The 15187-nt window shown below is 51.5% G+C and carries 18 protein-coding genes; 13 read left to right on the top strand and 5 right to left on the bottom strand.

Annotated features, from left to right (window positions below; all coding sequences use genetic code 11):
• Positions 1-26 precede the first annotated feature (26 nt).
• The 3 genes from MVG27_RS08415 to MVG27_RS08405 all read right to left on the bottom strand — a co-directional run bounded on the left by MVG27_RS08415 (position 27) and on the right by MVG27_RS08405 (position 2007).
• The gene (locus tag MVG27_RS08415; protein WP_297548406.1) at positions 27-395 is read right to left on the bottom strand and encodes an RNA polymerase Rpb4 family protein; all 369 of its coding nucleotides are present in this window, start codon (positions 393-395) and stop codon (positions 27-29) included.
• Positions 396-397: 2 nt separating this feature from the next.
• Positions 398-694 (bottom strand): 50S ribosomal protein L21e, encoded by a 297-nt coding sequence (locus MVG27_RS08410; RefSeq protein WP_297066524.1) that lies wholly within the window; start codon positions 692-694, stop codon positions 398-400.
• Between the two features lie 155 nt (positions 695-849).
• The gene (locus MVG27_RS08405) at positions 850-2007 is read right to left on the bottom strand and encodes a tRNA pseudouridine(54/55) synthase Pus10 (protein WP_297548382.1); all 1158 of its coding nucleotides are present in this window, start codon (positions 2005-2007) and stop codon (positions 850-852) included.
• Positions 2008-2051: 44 nt separating this feature from the next.
• Between MVG27_RS08405 and MVG27_RS08400 the strand changes: the two genes are divergently transcribed.
• The 7 genes from MVG27_RS08400 (at position 2052) to MVG27_RS08370 (ending at position 7495) form a co-directional block, all read left to right on the top strand.
• Complete coding sequence (locus tag MVG27_RS08400; RefSeq protein WP_297468168.1) at positions 2052-2345, top strand: transcriptional regulator; 294 nt, start codon at positions 2052-2054, stop codon at positions 2343-2345.
• Between the two features lie 63 nt (positions 2346-2408).
• Positions 2409-3728, top strand: a complete 1320-nt coding sequence (gatD, locus tag MVG27_RS08395) for a Glu-tRNA(Gln) amidotransferase subunit GatD (RefSeq protein ID WP_297548379.1) — start codon at positions 2409-2411, stop codon at positions 3726-3728.
• 5 nt (positions 3729-3733) lie between these two features.
• The gene (locus MVG27_RS08390; protein WP_297549501.1) at positions 3734-3946 is read left to right on the top strand and encodes an antitoxin family protein; all 213 of its coding nucleotides are present in this window, start codon (positions 3734-3736) and stop codon (positions 3944-3946) included.
• On the top strand, positions 3912-4385 hold the full coding sequence (locus MVG27_RS08385; protein WP_297549503.1) for a type II toxin-antitoxin system VapC family toxin: 474 nt from the start codon (positions 3912-3914) through the stop codon (positions 4383-4385). The genes MVG27_RS08390 and MVG27_RS08385 overlap by 35 nt, the downstream gene beginning before the upstream one ends.
• Positions 4382-6274 (top strand): Glu-tRNA(Gln) amidotransferase subunit GatE, encoded by a 1893-nt coding sequence (gene gatE / locus MVG27_RS08380; RefSeq protein WP_297549505.1) that lies wholly within the window; start codon positions 4382-4384, stop codon positions 6272-6274. Before MVG27_RS08385 ends, gatE begins: the two co-directional genes overlap by 4 nt.
• Positions 6275-6304: 30 nt before the next feature.
• Complete coding sequence (locus MVG27_RS08375; RefSeq protein ID WP_297556495.1) at positions 6305-6805, top strand: hypothetical protein; 501 nt, start codon at positions 6305-6307, stop codon at positions 6803-6805.
• 108 nt (positions 6806-6913) lie between these two features.
• The gene (locus MVG27_RS08370; RefSeq protein ID WP_297551379.1) at positions 6914-7495 is read left to right on the top strand and encodes a hypothetical protein; all 582 of its coding nucleotides are present in this window, start codon (positions 6914-6916) and stop codon (positions 7493-7495) included.
• Here MVG27_RS08370 and hmgA read toward each other — a convergent pair.
• The gene (hmgA, locus tag MVG27_RS08365; RefSeq protein ID WP_297551381.1) at positions 7492-8712 is read right to left on the bottom strand and encodes a hydroxymethylglutaryl-CoA reductase (NADPH); all 1221 of its coding nucleotides are present in this window, start codon (positions 8710-8712) and stop codon (positions 7492-7494) included. The two genes, MVG27_RS08370 and hmgA, sit on opposite strands and share 4 nt — an antisense overlap.
• A gap of 16 nt (positions 8713-8728) precedes the next feature.
• Complete coding sequence (locus MVG27_RS08360; RefSeq protein ID WP_297551382.1) at positions 8729-9472, bottom strand: MinD/ParA family protein; 744 nt, start codon at positions 9470-9472, stop codon at positions 8729-8731.
• 192 nt (positions 9473-9664) lie between these two features.
• On the opposite strand from MVG27_RS08360, the gene tdh reads away from it, so the two are divergent.
• From tdh to MVG27_RS08330, 6 genes are all read left to right on the top strand, one after another.
• The gene (gene tdh / locus MVG27_RS08355; protein WP_297551388.1) at positions 9665-10717 is read left to right on the top strand and encodes an L-threonine 3-dehydrogenase; all 1053 of its coding nucleotides are present in this window, start codon (positions 9665-9667) and stop codon (positions 10715-10717) included.
• Between the two features lie 65 nt (positions 10718-10782).
• A complete protein-coding gene (locus MVG27_RS08350) occupies positions 10783-11004 on the top strand; it encodes a HalX domain-containing protein (RefSeq protein WP_297466861.1) in 222 nt (73 codons plus the stop codon).
• A gap of 9 nt (positions 11005-11013) precedes the next feature.
• Positions 11014-11295, top strand: coding sequence for a type II toxin-antitoxin system RelE/ParE family toxin (locus MVG27_RS08345; protein ID WP_297551384.1), 282 nt, complete (start codon positions 11014-11016; stop codon positions 11293-11295).
• A 77-nt stretch (positions 11296-11372) separates the two neighbouring features.
• The gene (locus MVG27_RS08340) at positions 11373-12875 is read left to right on the top strand and encodes a phenylalanine--tRNA ligase subunit alpha (RefSeq protein WP_297556493.1); all 1503 of its coding nucleotides are present in this window, start codon (positions 11373-11375) and stop codon (positions 12873-12875) included.
• Between the two features lie 6 nt (positions 12876-12881).
• Positions 12882-14588, top strand: coding sequence for a phenylalanine--tRNA ligase subunit beta (pheT, locus tag MVG27_RS08335; RefSeq protein WP_297549592.1), 1707 nt, complete (start codon positions 12882-12884; stop codon positions 14586-14588).
• Positions 14589-14827: 239 nt separating this feature from the next.
• A partial coding sequence (locus tag MVG27_RS08330; RefSeq protein WP_297556490.1) for a tRNA pseudouridine synthase A occupies positions 14828-15187 on the top strand: 360 nt, incomplete at its 3' end.

The following is a 15187-nucleotide window of genomic DNA, read 5'->3' as shown; positions in this document are numbered from 1 at the left end:
TCCTCACTCCAAGAAAAGGAGAAAAATCAGTCGAGGGGCCGGTATTCATCGACCAGCTTAACTATTTCCTTGGCCTCCTCGGGCGAGGGCATGTAATCCTCCTTGGCGAAGATTACCCTGATATCGAGGTAATCCTCAGGCAGGATGTCCACTATCTTCGAGGCTATCCTGTCGTCAATCCAGTCGAAGAGCTCCATGAGTTTCTCCTTGAGTTCCCTTGCCTTCTCGGGGCTGAGCTTGGCGAACTTCTCGGCGTGCTCAAGGCTAAGCCTGGCCTCGTAGAACATGGGCTCCTCTGGGTTCTCTTTCATTCCCTCTTCCTTCCTGCGCTCGAGGAGCTCCTTGGTTTCAGCTATGGTCAGATACCGCTCCCCGAGCTTTTTCCTGCCTATCATGCTCATCCCTTCTGCGGCCTGAGGTGAACAGGGTGTATGAAGAAGGTCTTAACCTTGCCCCCGTCCCTTATCTGGACTATGTAGGCGTCGCCACGCTTGCCGACGACGGTTCCGGTCCTTCCGTGGAACCTCGGGTCGGGCATGCCCTTGTGGTAGCTCGGCTCTATGACGATGTGAACCTTCTGCCCGACTTCAAACTCCTGAAGGAACCTCGTGAGCGGGGGAAGGCCCCTCCTTCTCGGCTTCTTGCTGAGCTTTCCGCGGGTCTTCCTCCTAAAACTGTGCGCTTTCTGAACCATTTTCACCACCTCTCAGCTTTTACGGCCCTAACGGGCAAACTCAAGTTTACGATATGGGATTTTTCAAGGGGGAACGCTTTTCGCTCCGTTTAGACTTAGGACTAACCCCCTGGGAATCACTAAAACCCTCGCTCTCAAATTTATAAAACTTGCCCTCAGTCGAGTATATTAAGGACGTCAAGCCTTTCGCACCAGGCTTTCTTTCCGAGCAAATCGCTGACGCTCGGCCTCGTCCTTCCCCTGTCCCCGGAAACCAGCTCTTTTATGTAGAGGCCACCGTCAGTAACTAGGCGTAGCTCAAAGTGTTTCTCATCGAGCCATTTTGCCTCTGCCTCGTAAACCTTTCTAACCCTCACCTTATCGGCCCGAGCTTTTCTGACGCGCCAGGGAGTCCTCTGGTGGATTTCCAGACCCCTGAGCTTCCTTGCAACCTCCTCAGCTTCCTCGGGAGTTACGCCTTCCTCCACAAAGACAAGGGCAAGGTATTCCTTGCGGTGATTCTTTGTGAGGACTTCCTCTGCTTCCTTGGGTGAAACGAAGCGAAGGTTCAGAACCTCGACTTTACCGCTTGAGTTTATTTCCTCCGCTATTTTTTCCAGGTCAACCTTCCTCCGTTTTGGACGCTTCACCTCAACGATGAATGGCCTTCCATTGCCGAGCATGCGAACATCAACGTCCTCTCTTCCCGCCCCTTTGAAGATGCACTTCCCCTCGAAGGCCTTTGAAAAGGCCTTGCAGATTATCGAGGCAACGCTGTCCTCGAAATCTGGTAAGGGAGTCTGGGGAATCCCGCGCACGAGCTTTCTGTAACGGCCGTAGACGTAAACCGGGTTGATTTGAAGCTCAACTTTACCTGAATACGGCTCAACGATGAAGACAACGTCCGGGTTCCTGGATGTCTCCTTACCAGTTGCCAGTCCAAAGGCCTTTCCCAACTCCCTGTTGAACTCCCTGTTAATTGGTTCGGCCGTCTCGATACCAAACTCTTCCCAGACGGAATGCTCTTTCTCCCTGATTTCCTCAGGGAAGCGGGAACCAACCAGAAACGTATCGAACTCTACTCCCTTTGAGATTTCAATCATTCTCTCAACGAGGAATGGAATCCTTTCGAAGACGTTTCCACAAAGCTCGCATTTTTCCGGCTCATCTATTGGAGCCAGACCTCTGGCCGAGCGTTCCATGTTGAGGACGAACCTTATCGCCTTTCCCCTGTCCTCGTTTGTTCCCTTCCCGAGTTTTGCGAAGAGCCTCCCGAGGCAGTGGTTGCAGAGTTCATGGTTTTCAAGGACTTTTTCGGTCTTTTCGATTATCATGTTCCCACCCTAAAGCTTTTTATCTCCCCTTCCAACTTCTCCCGATGGCCACTCGAAGGGAACGGATAATAAGCCTTTTGGAGGAGAGGGACTACTCCGTGAGCGAGCTAGCCCAGGTCCTCGGAATCAGGGGAAAGGGGAGCAAAAAGTTAATCATAGAGGATTTAAAGGCCATTCAAAAAATCTTAAAACGCGAGGGCAAGGTTCTTCTGGTTAAGCCCGCGGAATGCAGGAAGTGTGGCTTCCGCTTTAAGCCTGAAATTAACATTCCATCACGCTGTCCTCGCTGTAAGTCCGAGTGGATTGAGGAGCCGAGGTTCATGATAAAGGCCCGCTGACCTGGGAAAGCCCTATAAAACCCCGTCCCTATTTTCTTTCAGTGACAAAACGAGGGGATGCTTATGAGGAAGGTTGAGGAGTTCATGAAAAAGCATGGTCTCGAGGTTGGAGACCTAATCAGAGTCGTCAAGAGGGAGGGAAACGAGCGGATTACGTTTGAAGGTCTTGTAATGCCCCCCTACGAGCTTTCTCCCGGGGAAACGCTTACCATAAAGCTCGACAACGGCTACAACGTCGGAATCCTTATCGACGCCATTGAGAGCGTTGAGATACTTGAGAAGGCCGTTGAAAAGCCGAAAATGGTCTTCCAAGAAGTCCTTCCTAGGAAGGAGGGCCTTCCCAACGTTACAATCCTTGGAACTGGAGGAACGATAGCGAGTAGAATAGACTACAAGACCGGTGCCGTTCACCCGGCCTTCACCGCTGAAGAACTCGCTAAAGCTGTTCCCGAGATTTTTGAGATGGCCAACGTTACTCCGAAGCTCATAATGAACATCCTCAGCGAGGACATGAAACCGGCCTATTGGATTAAGATAGCAGAGGAAGTGGCTAAGGCCCTCAACTCCGGCGAGGATGGAGTTGTTATTGCCCACGGAACGGACACTATGGGCTATACCGCCTCTGCATTGAGCTTCATGCTCAGGAACCTCACAAAGCCGGTCGTTCTCGTTGGAGCGCAGAGGAGCTCCGACAGGCCGAGCAGTGACTCCGCCATGAACCTTACCTGTGCCGTGAGGATGGCAACCAGCGAAGTTGCTGAGGTTATGGTGGTTATGCATGGAGAAACGAGCGACACCTACTGCTTGGCTCATCGCGGAACTAAGGTAAGGAAGATGCACACGAGCAGGAGAGATGCATTCAGGAGTATAAACGACGTCCCAATAGCCAGGGTATGGCCTAAGGATGAGATAGAGTTCCTTAGGAGCGATTACAGAAAGAGGAGCGAAGGGGAAGTCGAAGTGGACGGCAAGATGGAGGAAAAAGTTGCAATCCTCAAAATCTACCCGGGAATAAGCGGTGAGATACTAGATTTCCTCGTTGATAGGGGTTATAAGGGAGTTGTCATCGAGGGAACGGGCCTCGGTCACGTTCCTCAGGATTTCATACCCCACGTCCAGCGCGCCGTTGAGGAGGGTGTAGCGGTCTGCGTAACGAGCCAGTGCCTCTACGGAAGGGTGAACCTGAACGTCTACTCCAACGGGAGAAAGCTCCTTAAGGCTGGAGCGATTCCCTGCGAGGACATGTTGCCTGAGACTGCCTACGTCAAGCTGATGTGGGTTCTCGGCCACACCAATGACCTCGATGAAGTGAGAAAGATGATGCTCACCAACTACGCCGGCGAGATAACGCCCTACACGAGGTTTGACACCTTCCTGAGGTGATTGTAATGGGAATCCGGGCCGTTTACAAAAACGGCGTCTTTAAGCCCCTCGATGACGTTAACCTGCCCGAGGGGACCGAAGTGGAGGTAGTGGTAACAAACCCTAGGGAGATTATAAAGAAATACGCGGGAATCCTTAGAGAGCTCAGAGAAGCCCAAGAAATTGATTGGGAGGAGGCCTACCATGAGTACGTTCTCAAGAGAGCCAGTAATGGTTGACTCAAACGTCTGGATAGACTACTTGCTTGGTGAAGAGCGTGGAATCAAGCTAATGGAACGCCTGGTTAGTGAGTATCACCTTGCAATAACCCCTACAATATACGGTGAGGTCGTCTTTCAGCTACTTGCGAGGAACTACGCAAAGCTAAGGGGAAGCTACAAGTTCTACTCCCTGAGAAAAGAGCTTACCAAGAGTCCAGAGCTGTACAAACCAGTGGCTACCTTTGATGAACTCTTGGATTTACTCCTAGCGTCAAACGCATTGACTTTCCTCGATGAGACATGGGAAGTCGTACGTCTCTCCCGTGAAATACGGGTTAAGTTTGGTCTCCTACCAAACGACTCTCTGATTGCCTCTGCCTGTGAGTATTACGGGATAAGAAAGATTGCGACATTTGACGATGACTTTTTGAGAACCAATCTGGAGGTGTTGAGATGACCGAGAAGTTCGATTACGAAAAGCTCGGCCTAAAGGTCGGCCTTGAGATTCACAGGCAACTCGATACTAAAAAGCTGTTTTCACCCGTTCCGAGCGAGCTGACCGAGAAGGTTGACTTCACCTTTGAAAGACGCTTAAGGCCCACTATGAGCGAGCTAGGGGAAATTGACCCCGCTGCTCTGGAGGAATTCAAGAAGGGAAGAAAATACATCTACGAGGGCAACTACGAGCTAAGCGATTTGGTTTACATGGATGAGGAACCGCCGAGGGGACCCGACAGGGAAGCCCTTGAAGTTTCGCTTCAGATTGCCTACCTCCTCAACGCAAAGCCCGTTGATGAAGTTCACTTCATGCGTAAAATAGTCATAGACGGCTCGAACGTTTCAGGTTTTCAAAGAACGGCGATAATAGCGCTCGACGGTAGGGTTGATACTCCCTGGGGGAGCGTTGGAATCCCGACGATATGCCTTGAGGAGGATGCCTGTAGGATAGTCGAGAGGAAGGAGAAGGAGGTAATCTACCGCCTCGACCGCCTCGGAATCCCGCTGGTTGAGATAAGCACAACCCCTGACATACACCACCCAGAGCAGGCTAAAGTAGTCGCGAAGTACATAGGCGATGCTCTAAGGGCAACGAGAAAGGTCAAGCGCGGTCTCGGAACGATAAGGCAGGATTTGAACGTCTCAATTAAAGGTGGCGCTCGCGTCGAGATTAAAGGCGTCCAGGAGCTGGACATGATTCCCCTCATCATCGAGCGCGAGGTTGAAAGACAGCTCAACCTTCTCAAAATCCGCGACGAGCTTCACGCGAGGGGCGTTAAGCCAGATGACATCAAGGAGGAATTCTACGACGTTACCGACGTCTTTAGGAACACTGAATCAAAGATAATAGCCCGGATGATAAAGAAAGGCGGGAAGGTTCTTGCCGTTAAGTTGCCGAAGTTCCGCGGGCTTATAGGCAGGGAAATCCAGCCGGGCAGGAGACTTGGGACTGAGATGGCAGACAGGGCCAAAAAGTACGTGAGGGGAATCTTCCACATTGATGAACTACCGAACTATGGAATTACAGAAAAAGAGGTTAATGCAATCATCGAAAAACTTAACCTTGACGAAGAAGACGCGTTCGTTCTTGTCGCCGCGGAGGAGGAAACCGCCAAGAAAGCCCTTCGCGAGGTAATCAAGCGCGCTAGAGAAGCGATAGAGGGCGTTCCAGAGGAGACGAGGAGGGCTTTGCCGGACGGCAATACTCAGTACATGCGTCCCCTCCCGGGTAAAGCGAGAATGTATCCTGAAACGGACATACCCTCGATTTTCATCCCGCCGGAGGAGAAGGAGAGGATTAGGGCGAACCTTCCGGAGTTGCCACAGGAAAGGGTTGAGCGCTTCGTGAAGGAGTACAAGATTGACAGGAGCCTGGCTGAAACCCTCGTCAACGACGAGCGCGATGAGCTCTTTGAGGAGCTCGTGAAAAAGGGCATAAAGCCATCGCTGGTTGCTTCAATCCTCGTGGTTGTTCTCAAGGGGCTTAAGAAGGAGGTTCCGATAGAGAAGATAACCGAGGAGCACATCAGGGAGGCCTTTGAGCTCTACCTCAACGGCAGGATTGCAAAGGAGGCCTTTGAGGAGATTTTCAAGGAACTCGCCAGGCACCCGGAGAAGACGGCCGAGCAGGTTGCAGAGGAAAAGGGTCTAACGCTCCTGAGTGAAGACGAGGTCGAGAAAATCATCGACGAGGTCGTCAAAGCCGACATCGACGTCATAAAGGCCAAGGGGATGGGAGCGATGGGCATGATAATGGGAAGGGCAATGGCGAAGCTACGTGGCAGGGCGGACGGTAAGCTCGTCAGCCAGCTCGTCAGGAAGAAGATTCAGGAGGCGAGCAAAGGTTAATCTTTTAAGGTCTCTTTCTTACTCCTTATCATGGTCAAAGCGAAGTTTGTGGTCTATTACCACGAGCTCGACAAAGACAATGTGAAAGGAACCCTCAGGAATTACATTGCCCTTTTTTCACCCGATGTTGAAGCACTAAAGGATGCCCTTCTTCAGGTGGCGTATTCGAGTCCAAAAATAACCGTCGTGAAAACCCCCAAGGCCGTGTATGTTGCCCCGGGGGAATACGAACTTGGTGGGAAGGTTTACGAGTTCCTCGTTTCTCGGGAGGGCGGACTTAAGAACGTGGCGGAGGAAATCCTGGGCGTGAAGAAATCCCGGTTCAATACTGTTATAAACGTTGTCCAGGCCGTCCTCTGGGGCGTGGCAATTCTTCTCGGCTATTTTGGCTACAAAAACGATGCCCTCAATGAGGTCTTCTCATATGTGGCCCTTCTTTTCTTGCTCTCGGGGGTTATTGAGAACTTTAAGAGAGGCTACAAAAAGAGGAAGCGGGTCAGAGCATCGGCTCCTCGTCACACCTCGGAGTGAGGGAAATTGGTCATCATCCCCTCCCTGATGTTCGTGTGTCTTCTTTAAAAACCTGTTTTACCAGCCTGATGCGAAAGTCATTTAAAGCGTGAAGTTGTTTTCTCTTCGATGAGGTTCATAAACGCCGTGCCTATCCTGTACTACGAGCTGAACGTTTTCCCCGAGATGGTTAGGGAGGTTTTTCCCTCAGCTTTCGAGTTCAAGAACCCTTCACCCGAGAGCTTTTCAATAGTCCCAGTTCCCGGAAAGAACGAGGGTTTGCTGGTGGTTGATGTCAGGGGGAGCAATCGTTACGTCTTCGTCCTCCCCGTCAAGGGAGACCTAATCCTAATTAACGAAACCCTGCCCAGAGTTTTCGTCGTTCCTAAGAGGGGACTTGGAGAGTTTTTCAGGGCCCTTGCCGAGAACGACCTTGAAAGGCTGAGCGATAGAGGATGGAAGCGAAAAGCCCGAAAATGGCGTCTGCTGATAGACGGCGTTGCCACACTGGTCGTAGGTTCCCTTTCGGCCTACTTCCATGCGGGCCTGTGGGGAGCCCTTCTCCTTGGTGTCATTTTCACGACGGTTGAGCAGTTTTTGGGGGAAGAATCCAAAGGCAGGCACATGATGACCGAACTGAGCGAAAAAATGGTCAGAAAGATGTACGAGGTCTCGGAAAAGAAGGGTAAGGTGGTAAGGGTTTCCCTTTAGCGTCCGAGCTCCTTGTGGGCCTTCGCGAGGTGTTTCGCCGCTATCGCCGCGAGGAGCGAAAGTTCTCCCGCCAGAACAGCACCCGCCACAATCTCGGCGAACTTCTTGGCGTTTGTTCCCGCCGGCTCTCCACCACCGGCCACGCCCATAATCGAGAGCGCTTCCCTCTGTGTTGGAACCCTCGTTCCCCCGCCGACGGTTCCGATTTCGAGGCTCGGCATGGTTATGCTTATGTAGAGGTCTCCCTCGGGGGTGACCTCGGCTAAAGTTATGCCATGCGAACCTTCAGTTATCTGGGCCTCGTCCTGTCCAGTGGCGAGGAAGATTGCACCGACGATGTTGCCGAAGTGCGCGTTGAAGCCGTAGGAACCCGCCTGAGCCGAACCGACGAGGTTTTTGCGGTAGTTGACCTCGGCTATTAGTTCCGGCGTTGTCTTCAGCTTTCTCTCGACTATCTCCCTAGGTATTATCGCCTCCGCTATGACCGTCTTGCCCCTTCCAAGGATGAAGTTGGTCGCGTTCGGCTTCTTGTCAACGCAGAGGTTGCCAGAGAGGGCCAGATACCTCACATCGGGGAACTTCTCTTCGATGACCTTCATTATCTCCTCGCTCGCTATCGTTACCATGTTCATGCCCATCGCGTCGCCGGTTTCGAACTCGAAGCGCAGATAAAGGTTGTTGCCGACTATGAAGGGCTTAACACTCCGGAGCTTCCCGTGTCTGGTAACCTTGCTTACCGCATTCTCCTGGAGGTAGTCGATGTTGTTCTTGACCCATTCCGCGACTTCCCTCGCTCTCCTCGCGTCGGGACACTTGAGGAGCGGAGCGCGCGTCATCTTGTCGTCTATGAGCGTTGTTTTTACACCTCCAGCTTCCGTTAAAGCGGAGCAACCGCGGTTGACGCTGGCAACGAGTGCCCCTTCAGTCGTCGCGAGTGGGATGTAGAACTCGCCTTTTGCGTACTCTCCGTTGATTTTGAGCGGTCCAGCAACACCCATAGGTATCTGGACGACGCCAATCATGTTTTCAATGTTCCTGCCGATAACCTGCTCGGGGTCTATCGAGTAGTGACCGATGTGCTCAAGCTTTACTCCGAGCTTCCTCTCGAGGGCCTTCCTCCTTACCTCCGTTGCGGTTCTCTTGTCGGTGTACTTCTCGACCTGATGGAGCTTTATCTCTCCATTAACGACCTTCTCAACGAGCTCCTCAAACTTCATTTTAACACCCCCAGAATCAGCCAAAAATCCATTCCTCAAGAACTTCACCTATCTCTTTAAAGGCAATCGCGGCATCGCTGTTAGGGAGATATTTGATTATTGGAATTCCGACGTTGATTGACTCAGGAACGTTGTAGTCGAAGGGAACCCATCCAAGAACCGGGACGTCCAGATCCTCTTCTATGGCCTCAATTATCTTGTCAACCACGTCGGCGCTCTCGCGAACCTTGTTCAGAACGACGCCGATGTTGAGGTTGTACTTCTCGCCAAGGGCCTTGAGCTTTTCAATTTCGTTTTTCACCATCGTCTCGAAGGAGTAAATTGGAGAGCGCTCTATTTCGACGACTATGAGCTGGTAATTAGCGACCTGAAAAGTTGGGAGCGTGTCGAAGGGAACTCCTGTTGGAGAGTCAACAAAAACGACTCCAAACTTGTATTTCACCCGCTCAAGAATATCAACGAGCCTTCTGGGAGAAATTCCGAGAACGTCCTGAAGCTGTGTGCTTCCCGGCATCACGTAAACGCCGGTTTCTTTGTGCCGGTATATTGCCCATTCCGGGTCAATATCGGGATTCTTCAGGAGGGTGTGGACGGTATATTTGACCGTGTCAAGGGCGAAATGAAAACCGAGGTTAGGAAGATAGAGGTCACCGTCAACGGCCAGAACTCGATACTCTTTCATGGCAAGATAAGAGCTGAGGTTAGCTGTTGTGGTAGTTTTGCCAGCTCCCCCTCGTCCCGTTACGACTATCACTGCCATTGCTACCCCTCTAAGCTTTTTTGTCAGAATAGTAGATATAAGGTTTCCGATTAGTATTTTCTATGTGCACTTGTTTGTGCATATGTAGCTACACAATCATGTTCAACAACGTCCTTTAAATTTCCAGTGAGCACAAAAGGTTTATATCGCTCCCGTTTAGATTTCCATTGTAAGGTTAAGGAGATGATTGCCATGGGCGAAAAGATGCCTGCTATCATGAAGACAAAACCCTCTTATGGTGCTGAGCTTGTTGAAGTTGACGTTCCAAAGCCCGGCCCGGGGGAGGTTCTCATAAAGGTTCTCGCAACGAGCATCTGTGGAACCGATTTACACATCTACGAGTGGAACGAGTGGGCGCAGAGCAGAATAAAGCCGCCCCAGATTATGGGTCATGAAGTGGCTGGAGAAGTTGTTGAGGTCGGCCCCGGAGTTGATACGCTGGAAGTAGGTGATTATATAAGTGCTGAAACCCACATCGTTTGTGGCAAGTGCTATGCCTGTAGGCACAACCGCTACCACGTCTGTCAAAACACGAAGATTTTTGGCGTCGATACCGATGGTGTCTTTGCAACTTATGCAATAGTTCCAGCTAGAAACGCTTGGAAAAATCCAAAGGGCATGAAACCGGAATATGCCACTCTACAAGAACCCCTTGGAAACGCCGTTGATACCGTTTTAGCTGGTCCGATAGCGGGGAGGAGCACCCTCATAACCGGAGCCGGTCCTCTGGGACTTCTCGGAATAGCCGTGGCGAAGGCAAGTGGCGCCTATCCAGTCATCGTGAGCGAGCCGAGCGAATACAGGAGGAAGCTGGCCAAGAAAGTTGGAGCAGATTACGTCGTCAACCCCTTTGAGGAGGACCCGGTTGAGGTTGTCATGAGCATAACAGACGGCGCTGGAGTTGAGGTCTTCCTTGAGTTCAGCGGAGCACCGAAGGCTCTTGAGCAGGGTCTTAAGGCCGTAACTCCGGGTGGAAGGGTTTCTCTTCTCGGCCTCTTCCCGCGGGACGTTACGCTGGACTTCAACAACCTCATAATCTTCAAGGCACTTGAAATCCACGGCATAACGGGAAGGCACCTCTGGGAGACCTGGTACACCGTTTCAAGCCTCATCCAGAGCGGAAAGCTCAATCTCGACCCGATAATCACCCACAAGTACAAGGGCTTCGATAAGTTCGAGGAAGCCTTTGAGCTTATGCGCGCTGGCAAGACCGGAAAGGTCGTCTTCTTCCCGCATGAGGGATGAAGTTTCCCTATTTTTTCCTCGCAACCTTTTTAGTAGGAAGAGCGAATAAATCAAGCGGTGGGAATATGGCAGAGAGCGTTCACATACTCGTCAGTCGCATTGAGAAGATAGAGAAAGAGCTCGAAGCGCTAAAACTGGAGCTCCTTAAACTTCAGGCCGAAAAAGATGAAGCTGAAATCATCCCAGAACAGGAGTATCAGGAACTGAAAAAGAGAGCTGAACGCCTTAAAAATAATCCCTCGGAAGGACTGAGCGCAGACGATGCCATCAAGGAACTTTTGAGTTAGGTGAGTAGGGTGTACACGGTCATTGTGGATAAGGATGTCATTAAAAAGGCCAAGAAATACCTCAAGCCAGCCCACAGACAAAAACTGGCCGAATTCATTGAGACTCTAAAAACGAACCCTTACCCAAAGCCTTCCTATGATTTAAAACCCGTAAAAGGTGAGAAAACAAAACAAACCAACACCTATCGCCTTAGAATTGGGAACTACAGGCTCTTCTACACCGTGTACTGGGACGAAAAGATTATCATCATAACCGATTTGAAACCACGAGAAACTGCGTACGATAGATAAACTGGCCCGGTAGAGATAGTTTCCGTCACCGCAATTCTCTTAAGTTCTCCCGCACACCCAAACGGGGAGGTGGCACCATGGAGCTGAGCTACCAGGAGAAGCTCACGCTTATCAAGCTTGGTGAGCTTAAAAGGGCTAAATTCGAGGAGTTAGTGGAAAAAACCGGCCTCGAACAGGTAGCCGTGATGAGGGCCGTCCTAGGTCTTCAGGCAAAAGGTTTAGCCAAGCTCCATGAGAGGAGCGAAAAGGTTGTAAAACTCACCGAGACCGGGGAGAAGTACGCTGACATAGGCCTTCCGGAATGGAGGGCTCTAAAGGTTCTGAGAGAGAAAAGAAAGGTCACACTCGATGACCTGAGAGATGTTCTCAGCGAAGACGAGCTGAAGCCGATAGTCGGCCTTCTCAGGAAGGAGGGCTGGGCAAACGTGAGAAAGGAGGACGGAAAGCTGGTCCTTGAAATCACTGAAAAGGGCCTCAACGCCGAAGAGAGGCCCATTGACAGGGCCCTAAAACTTCTCGCCGAGAAGAAAGTTGTCCCACTCAAAGAAATCGAGAAGCTGGTCCCCGTTAAAGAGCTCAAGAGAAGGAAGGTAGCCGAGGAAGAGACGGTAACCGAGAGGAGGGTTGAGATAACCCCAGCCGGAGATGAGCTCGTGAAAAAGGGCATCGAGCTGAAGAGGGAGGTTTCCATTTTAACACCCGAGCTCATAAAGTCCGGCAAATGGCGCGAAGTCGAGTTCAGGCGCTTTGATATAAAAGCTCCCGTCAGGAGGATTTATCCCGGCAAGAAACAGCCATACAGGGCCTTCCTTGATAAAATAAGGAGAAGGCTCATAGAGATGGGCTTCATAGAGATGACCGTTGAAAGCCTCATAGAGACCCAGTTCTGGAACTTCGATGCCCTCTTCCAACCGCAGAACCACCCCGCCAGAGAATGGACGGACACATACCAGCTTAAGTACCCCAAGAGCGGTTACCTGCCCGAGAATGAGCTCGTTGAGAGGGTTAAAGAGGCACACGAACGCGGTTTGGCCGGTTCCCGTGGCTGGGGTTATACCTGGAGTCCAGAGAGGGCGATGTTGCTGATGCCTAGGGCACACGGAACCGCTCTCGATGCCAGACAGCTTGCCAAAGGCGTCGAAATACCCGGGAAATACTTCACGATACAGCGCGTTTTCAGACCGGACGTCCTTGATAGAACCCATCTCATTGAGTTCAACCAGATAGACGGCTTCGTCGTTGGTGAGGATTTAAACTTCAGGCACCTCCTTGGAATCCTCAAGCGCTTCGCCGTTGAGATAGCCGGAGCGAAAAAGGTCAAGTTCCTGCCGGATTACTACCCATTCACGGAGCCGAGCGTCCAGATGAGCGCCTACCATCCCGAGCTCGGCTGGGTTGAGTTCGGTGGAGCGGGAATATTCCGCGAGGAGATGACCAAGGCTTTGGGCATAGACGCTCCGGTAATAGCGTGGGGTATAGGCATTGACAGATTGGCCATGTTCAAGCTCGGAATAGACGACATCCGCTACCTGTTCAGCTACGACTTAAGGTGGCTCAGGGAAGCGAAGCTGGTGTGGTGATGAAAGATGCCGAAGTTTGACGTCTCAAAGTCCGACCTTGAGAGGCTCATCGGGAGGAGCTTCACGGTCGAGGAGTGGGAGGACCTCTTCCTCTACGCGAAATGCGAGCTCGACGACGTCTGGGAGGAGAACGGGGAAATATACTTCAAGGCCGACTCAAAGGACACCAACAGGCCAGACCTGTGGAGTGCAGAGGGAATAGCGAGGCAGATAAAGTGGGCGCTCGGAATGGAAAAGGGCCTGCCAAAGTATGAAGTTGAAAAAAGCGACGTTGTGGTTTACGTGGACGAGAAGCTGAGGGACATAAGGCCCTACGGTGTCTATGCCATAGTTGAAGGCCTTCACCTCGATGAAGAGGCGTTAAAGCAGATGATAAACCTTCAGGAGAAGGTGGCACTGACCTTTGGAAGGCGTAGAAGGGAGGTAGCGATTGGCATCTTCGACTTTGACAAGGTGAAGCCACCGATTTATTACAGAGCAGCGAACAAGACCGAAAAATTCATACCCCTCGGCTTCACCGAGGAGCTTACCCTTGAGGAAATCCTTGAGAAGCACGAGAAAGGAAAGGAGTACGGGCACCTCATCAGAGACAAGCCGTATTACCCGCTCCTCGTTGACAGCGAAGGTAAAGTCCTATCCATGCCACCCATTATCAACTCCGAGGTGACTGGCAGGGTAACGACCGAAACCCGGAATGTTTTCGTTGACGTCACGGGATGGGATTTGAACAAGGTCATGCTGGCTCTAAATGTTGTCGTTACTGCTTTAGCTGAGCGCGGTGGAAAGATAAAGAGCGTGAAGGTCGTTTATCCGGACTTTGAAATTGAAACACCGAACCTAACTCCAAAGCCCTTCGAGGTTGAGCTGGACTACATAAGAAAGCTTTCTGGTCTTGAGCTGAGCGACGAAGAAATCAGGGACCTCCTTGAGAGGATGATGTACGAGGTCAAGCTTGAAGGCGGAAAGGCAGAGCTCCTCTATCCAGCCTTCCGCGACGACATAATGCACGCGAGGGACGTTTTGGAGGATGTCCTGATAGCATACGGCTACAACGAGATTGAACCTGAGGAGCCGAAGCTTGCAGTCCAAGGAAAGGGCGACAAGTTCGTCGAGTTTGAAGATGCTGTGAGAGAACTCATGGTGGGCTTCGGCCTTCAGGAGGTCATGACCTTTAACCTGACCAACAGGGAGGCGCAATACGAAAAGATGAACCTTGAATACGGAAAGGACTACTTCAACAATCCTCCAGCCGAGCTTGTCGAGATTGAAAACCCGATAAGCCCGAAGTGGTCTGCCCTCAGGAACTGGCTCCTCCCGAGCCTCCTCGACTTCCTGAGTCAGAACACCCATGAGGAATACCCGCAGAGGCTCTTTGAGGTTGGAAAGGCGACGCTCATAGATGAGAGCAGGGAAACCAAGACCGTAAGCGAAAGCAAGCTTGCCGTTGTTCTGGCCCAGGCGAGGGTCACCTTCACCGATGCGAAGGAAATCCTTGACAGCGTGATGCGCCACCTTGGCTTCACTTACGAGCTGGAGGAAATCGAGCACCCGAGCTTCATTCCAGGAAGGGCTGGGAGGATAATCGTGAACGGAGAAACCATCGGCGTCATCGGTGAAGTGCACCCAGCTGTCCTGGAAAAGTGGGGAATCGAGATGCCCGTTGCGGGCTTTGAGGTGTTTTTAAGGCCACTCTACACCGAGCCGTACCTTTAATCCTCCTTTGCCCTTTTCTCCAAACCGATGCACATAAGCTCAAAGTTCACGATGCTTATGAGCACCTCCGCGTCGAACACTCCCTCCATTCTCTCACCTCCGTGTTCATGTTTCCGGCGGTGTTTATCAACCTTTTGCAAAATGTTTTGTACTCTGTTCGATTTTTGACTTTACAAAGGCCAAAAAAGTTGGCGAATATTCGGGGAAGGCTTTTTATACTTCACATCAAAGCGCCAACCATGAAGCTTGCCCTCAGGATAGCGTACGATGGAACCGCCTTCTATGGGTTTCAGAGGCAACCGGACGTGAGAACGGTTGAAGGTGAGCTGATTCGCGTTTTGAAGAAGCTCAAAATAGTTGAAAGCCCCGAGGAGAACGACTTCAAGGGGGCCTCCCGAACCGACAGGGGGGTTTCGGCTTTCTTCAACGTTGTCTCGTTTATTCCAAGTGAGCGGGCCGATTTGGCCAGACCGGAGGTTTTAAACCATCACCTACGGGATGTATGGGTTCTCGGTGTTTCCGAAGTCCCCGAGGAGTTCCATCCCCGGTTCTGGGCGAGGTCAAAGACCTACCGCTACTACCTTGTGAACGAGGGCTTT

Origin of the sequence: Thermococcus sp., from assembly GCF_027011145.1 — an archaeon.
Taxonomy (GTDB): Archaea; Methanobacteriota_B; Thermococci; order Thermococcales; family Thermococcaceae; genus Thermococcus.
Note: the sequence above shows the minus strand (reverse complement) of the source record. Positions and strands in the feature narration are given on the sequence as shown.

Excerpts from the sequence above, each read along its gene's own strand:
- MVG27_RS08415 (WP_297548406.1), bottom strand. The coding sequence starts at position 395 with ATGATAGGCAGGAAAAAGCTCGGGGAGCGGTATCTGACCATAGCTGAA.
- MVG27_RS08410 (WP_297066524.1), bottom strand. The coding sequence starts at position 694 with ATGGTTCAGAAAGCGCACAGTTTTAGGAGGAAGACCCGCGGAAAGCTC.
- MVG27_RS08405 (WP_297548382.1), bottom strand. The coding sequence starts at position 2,007 with ATGATAATCGAAAAGACCGAAAAAGTCCTTGAAAACCATGAACTCTGC.
- MVG27_RS08400 (WP_297468168.1), top strand. The coding sequence starts at position 2,052 with ATGGCCACTCGAAGGGAACGGATAATAAGCCTTTTGGAGGAGAGGGAC.
- gatD (WP_297548379.1), top strand. The coding sequence starts at position 2,409 with ATGAGGAAGGTTGAGGAGTTCATGAAAAAGCATGGTCTCGAGGTTGGA.
- MVG27_RS08390 (WP_297549501.1), top strand. The coding sequence starts at position 3,734 with ATGGGAATCCGGGCCGTTTACAAAAACGGCGTCTTTAAGCCCCTCGAT.
- MVG27_RS08385 (WP_297549503.1), top strand. The coding sequence starts at position 3,912 with ATGAGTACGTTCTCAAGAGAGCCAGTAATGGTTGACTCAAACGTCTGG.
- gatE (WP_297549505.1), top strand. The coding sequence starts at position 4,382 with ATGACCGAGAAGTTCGATTACGAAAAGCTCGGCCTAAAGGTCGGCCTT.
- MVG27_RS08375 (WP_297556495.1), top strand. The coding sequence starts at position 6,305 with ATGGTCAAAGCGAAGTTTGTGGTCTATTACCACGAGCTCGACAAAGAC.
- MVG27_RS08370 (WP_297551379.1), top strand. The coding sequence starts at position 6,914 with ATGAGGTTCATAAACGCCGTGCCTATCCTGTACTACGAGCTGAACGTT.
- hmgA (WP_297551381.1), bottom strand. The coding sequence starts at position 8,712 with ATGAAGTTTGAGGAGCTCGTTGAGAAGGTCGTTAATGGAGAGATAAAG.
- MVG27_RS08360 (WP_297551382.1), bottom strand. The coding sequence starts at position 9,472 with ATGGCAGTGATAGTCGTAACGGGACGAGGGGGAGCTGGCAAAACTACC.
- tdh (WP_297551388.1), top strand. The coding sequence starts at position 9,665 with ATGGGCGAAAAGATGCCTGCTATCATGAAGACAAAACCCTCTTATGGT.
- MVG27_RS08350 (WP_297466861.1), top strand. The coding sequence starts at position 10,783 with ATGGCAGAGAGCGTTCACATACTCGTCAGTCGCATTGAGAAGATAGAG.
- MVG27_RS08340 (WP_297556493.1), top strand. The coding sequence starts at position 11,373 with ATGGAGCTGAGCTACCAGGAGAAGCTCACGCTTATCAAGCTTGGTGAG.
- pheT (WP_297549592.1), top strand. The coding sequence starts at position 12,882 with ATGCCGAAGTTTGACGTCTCAAAGTCCGACCTTGAGAGGCTCATCGGG.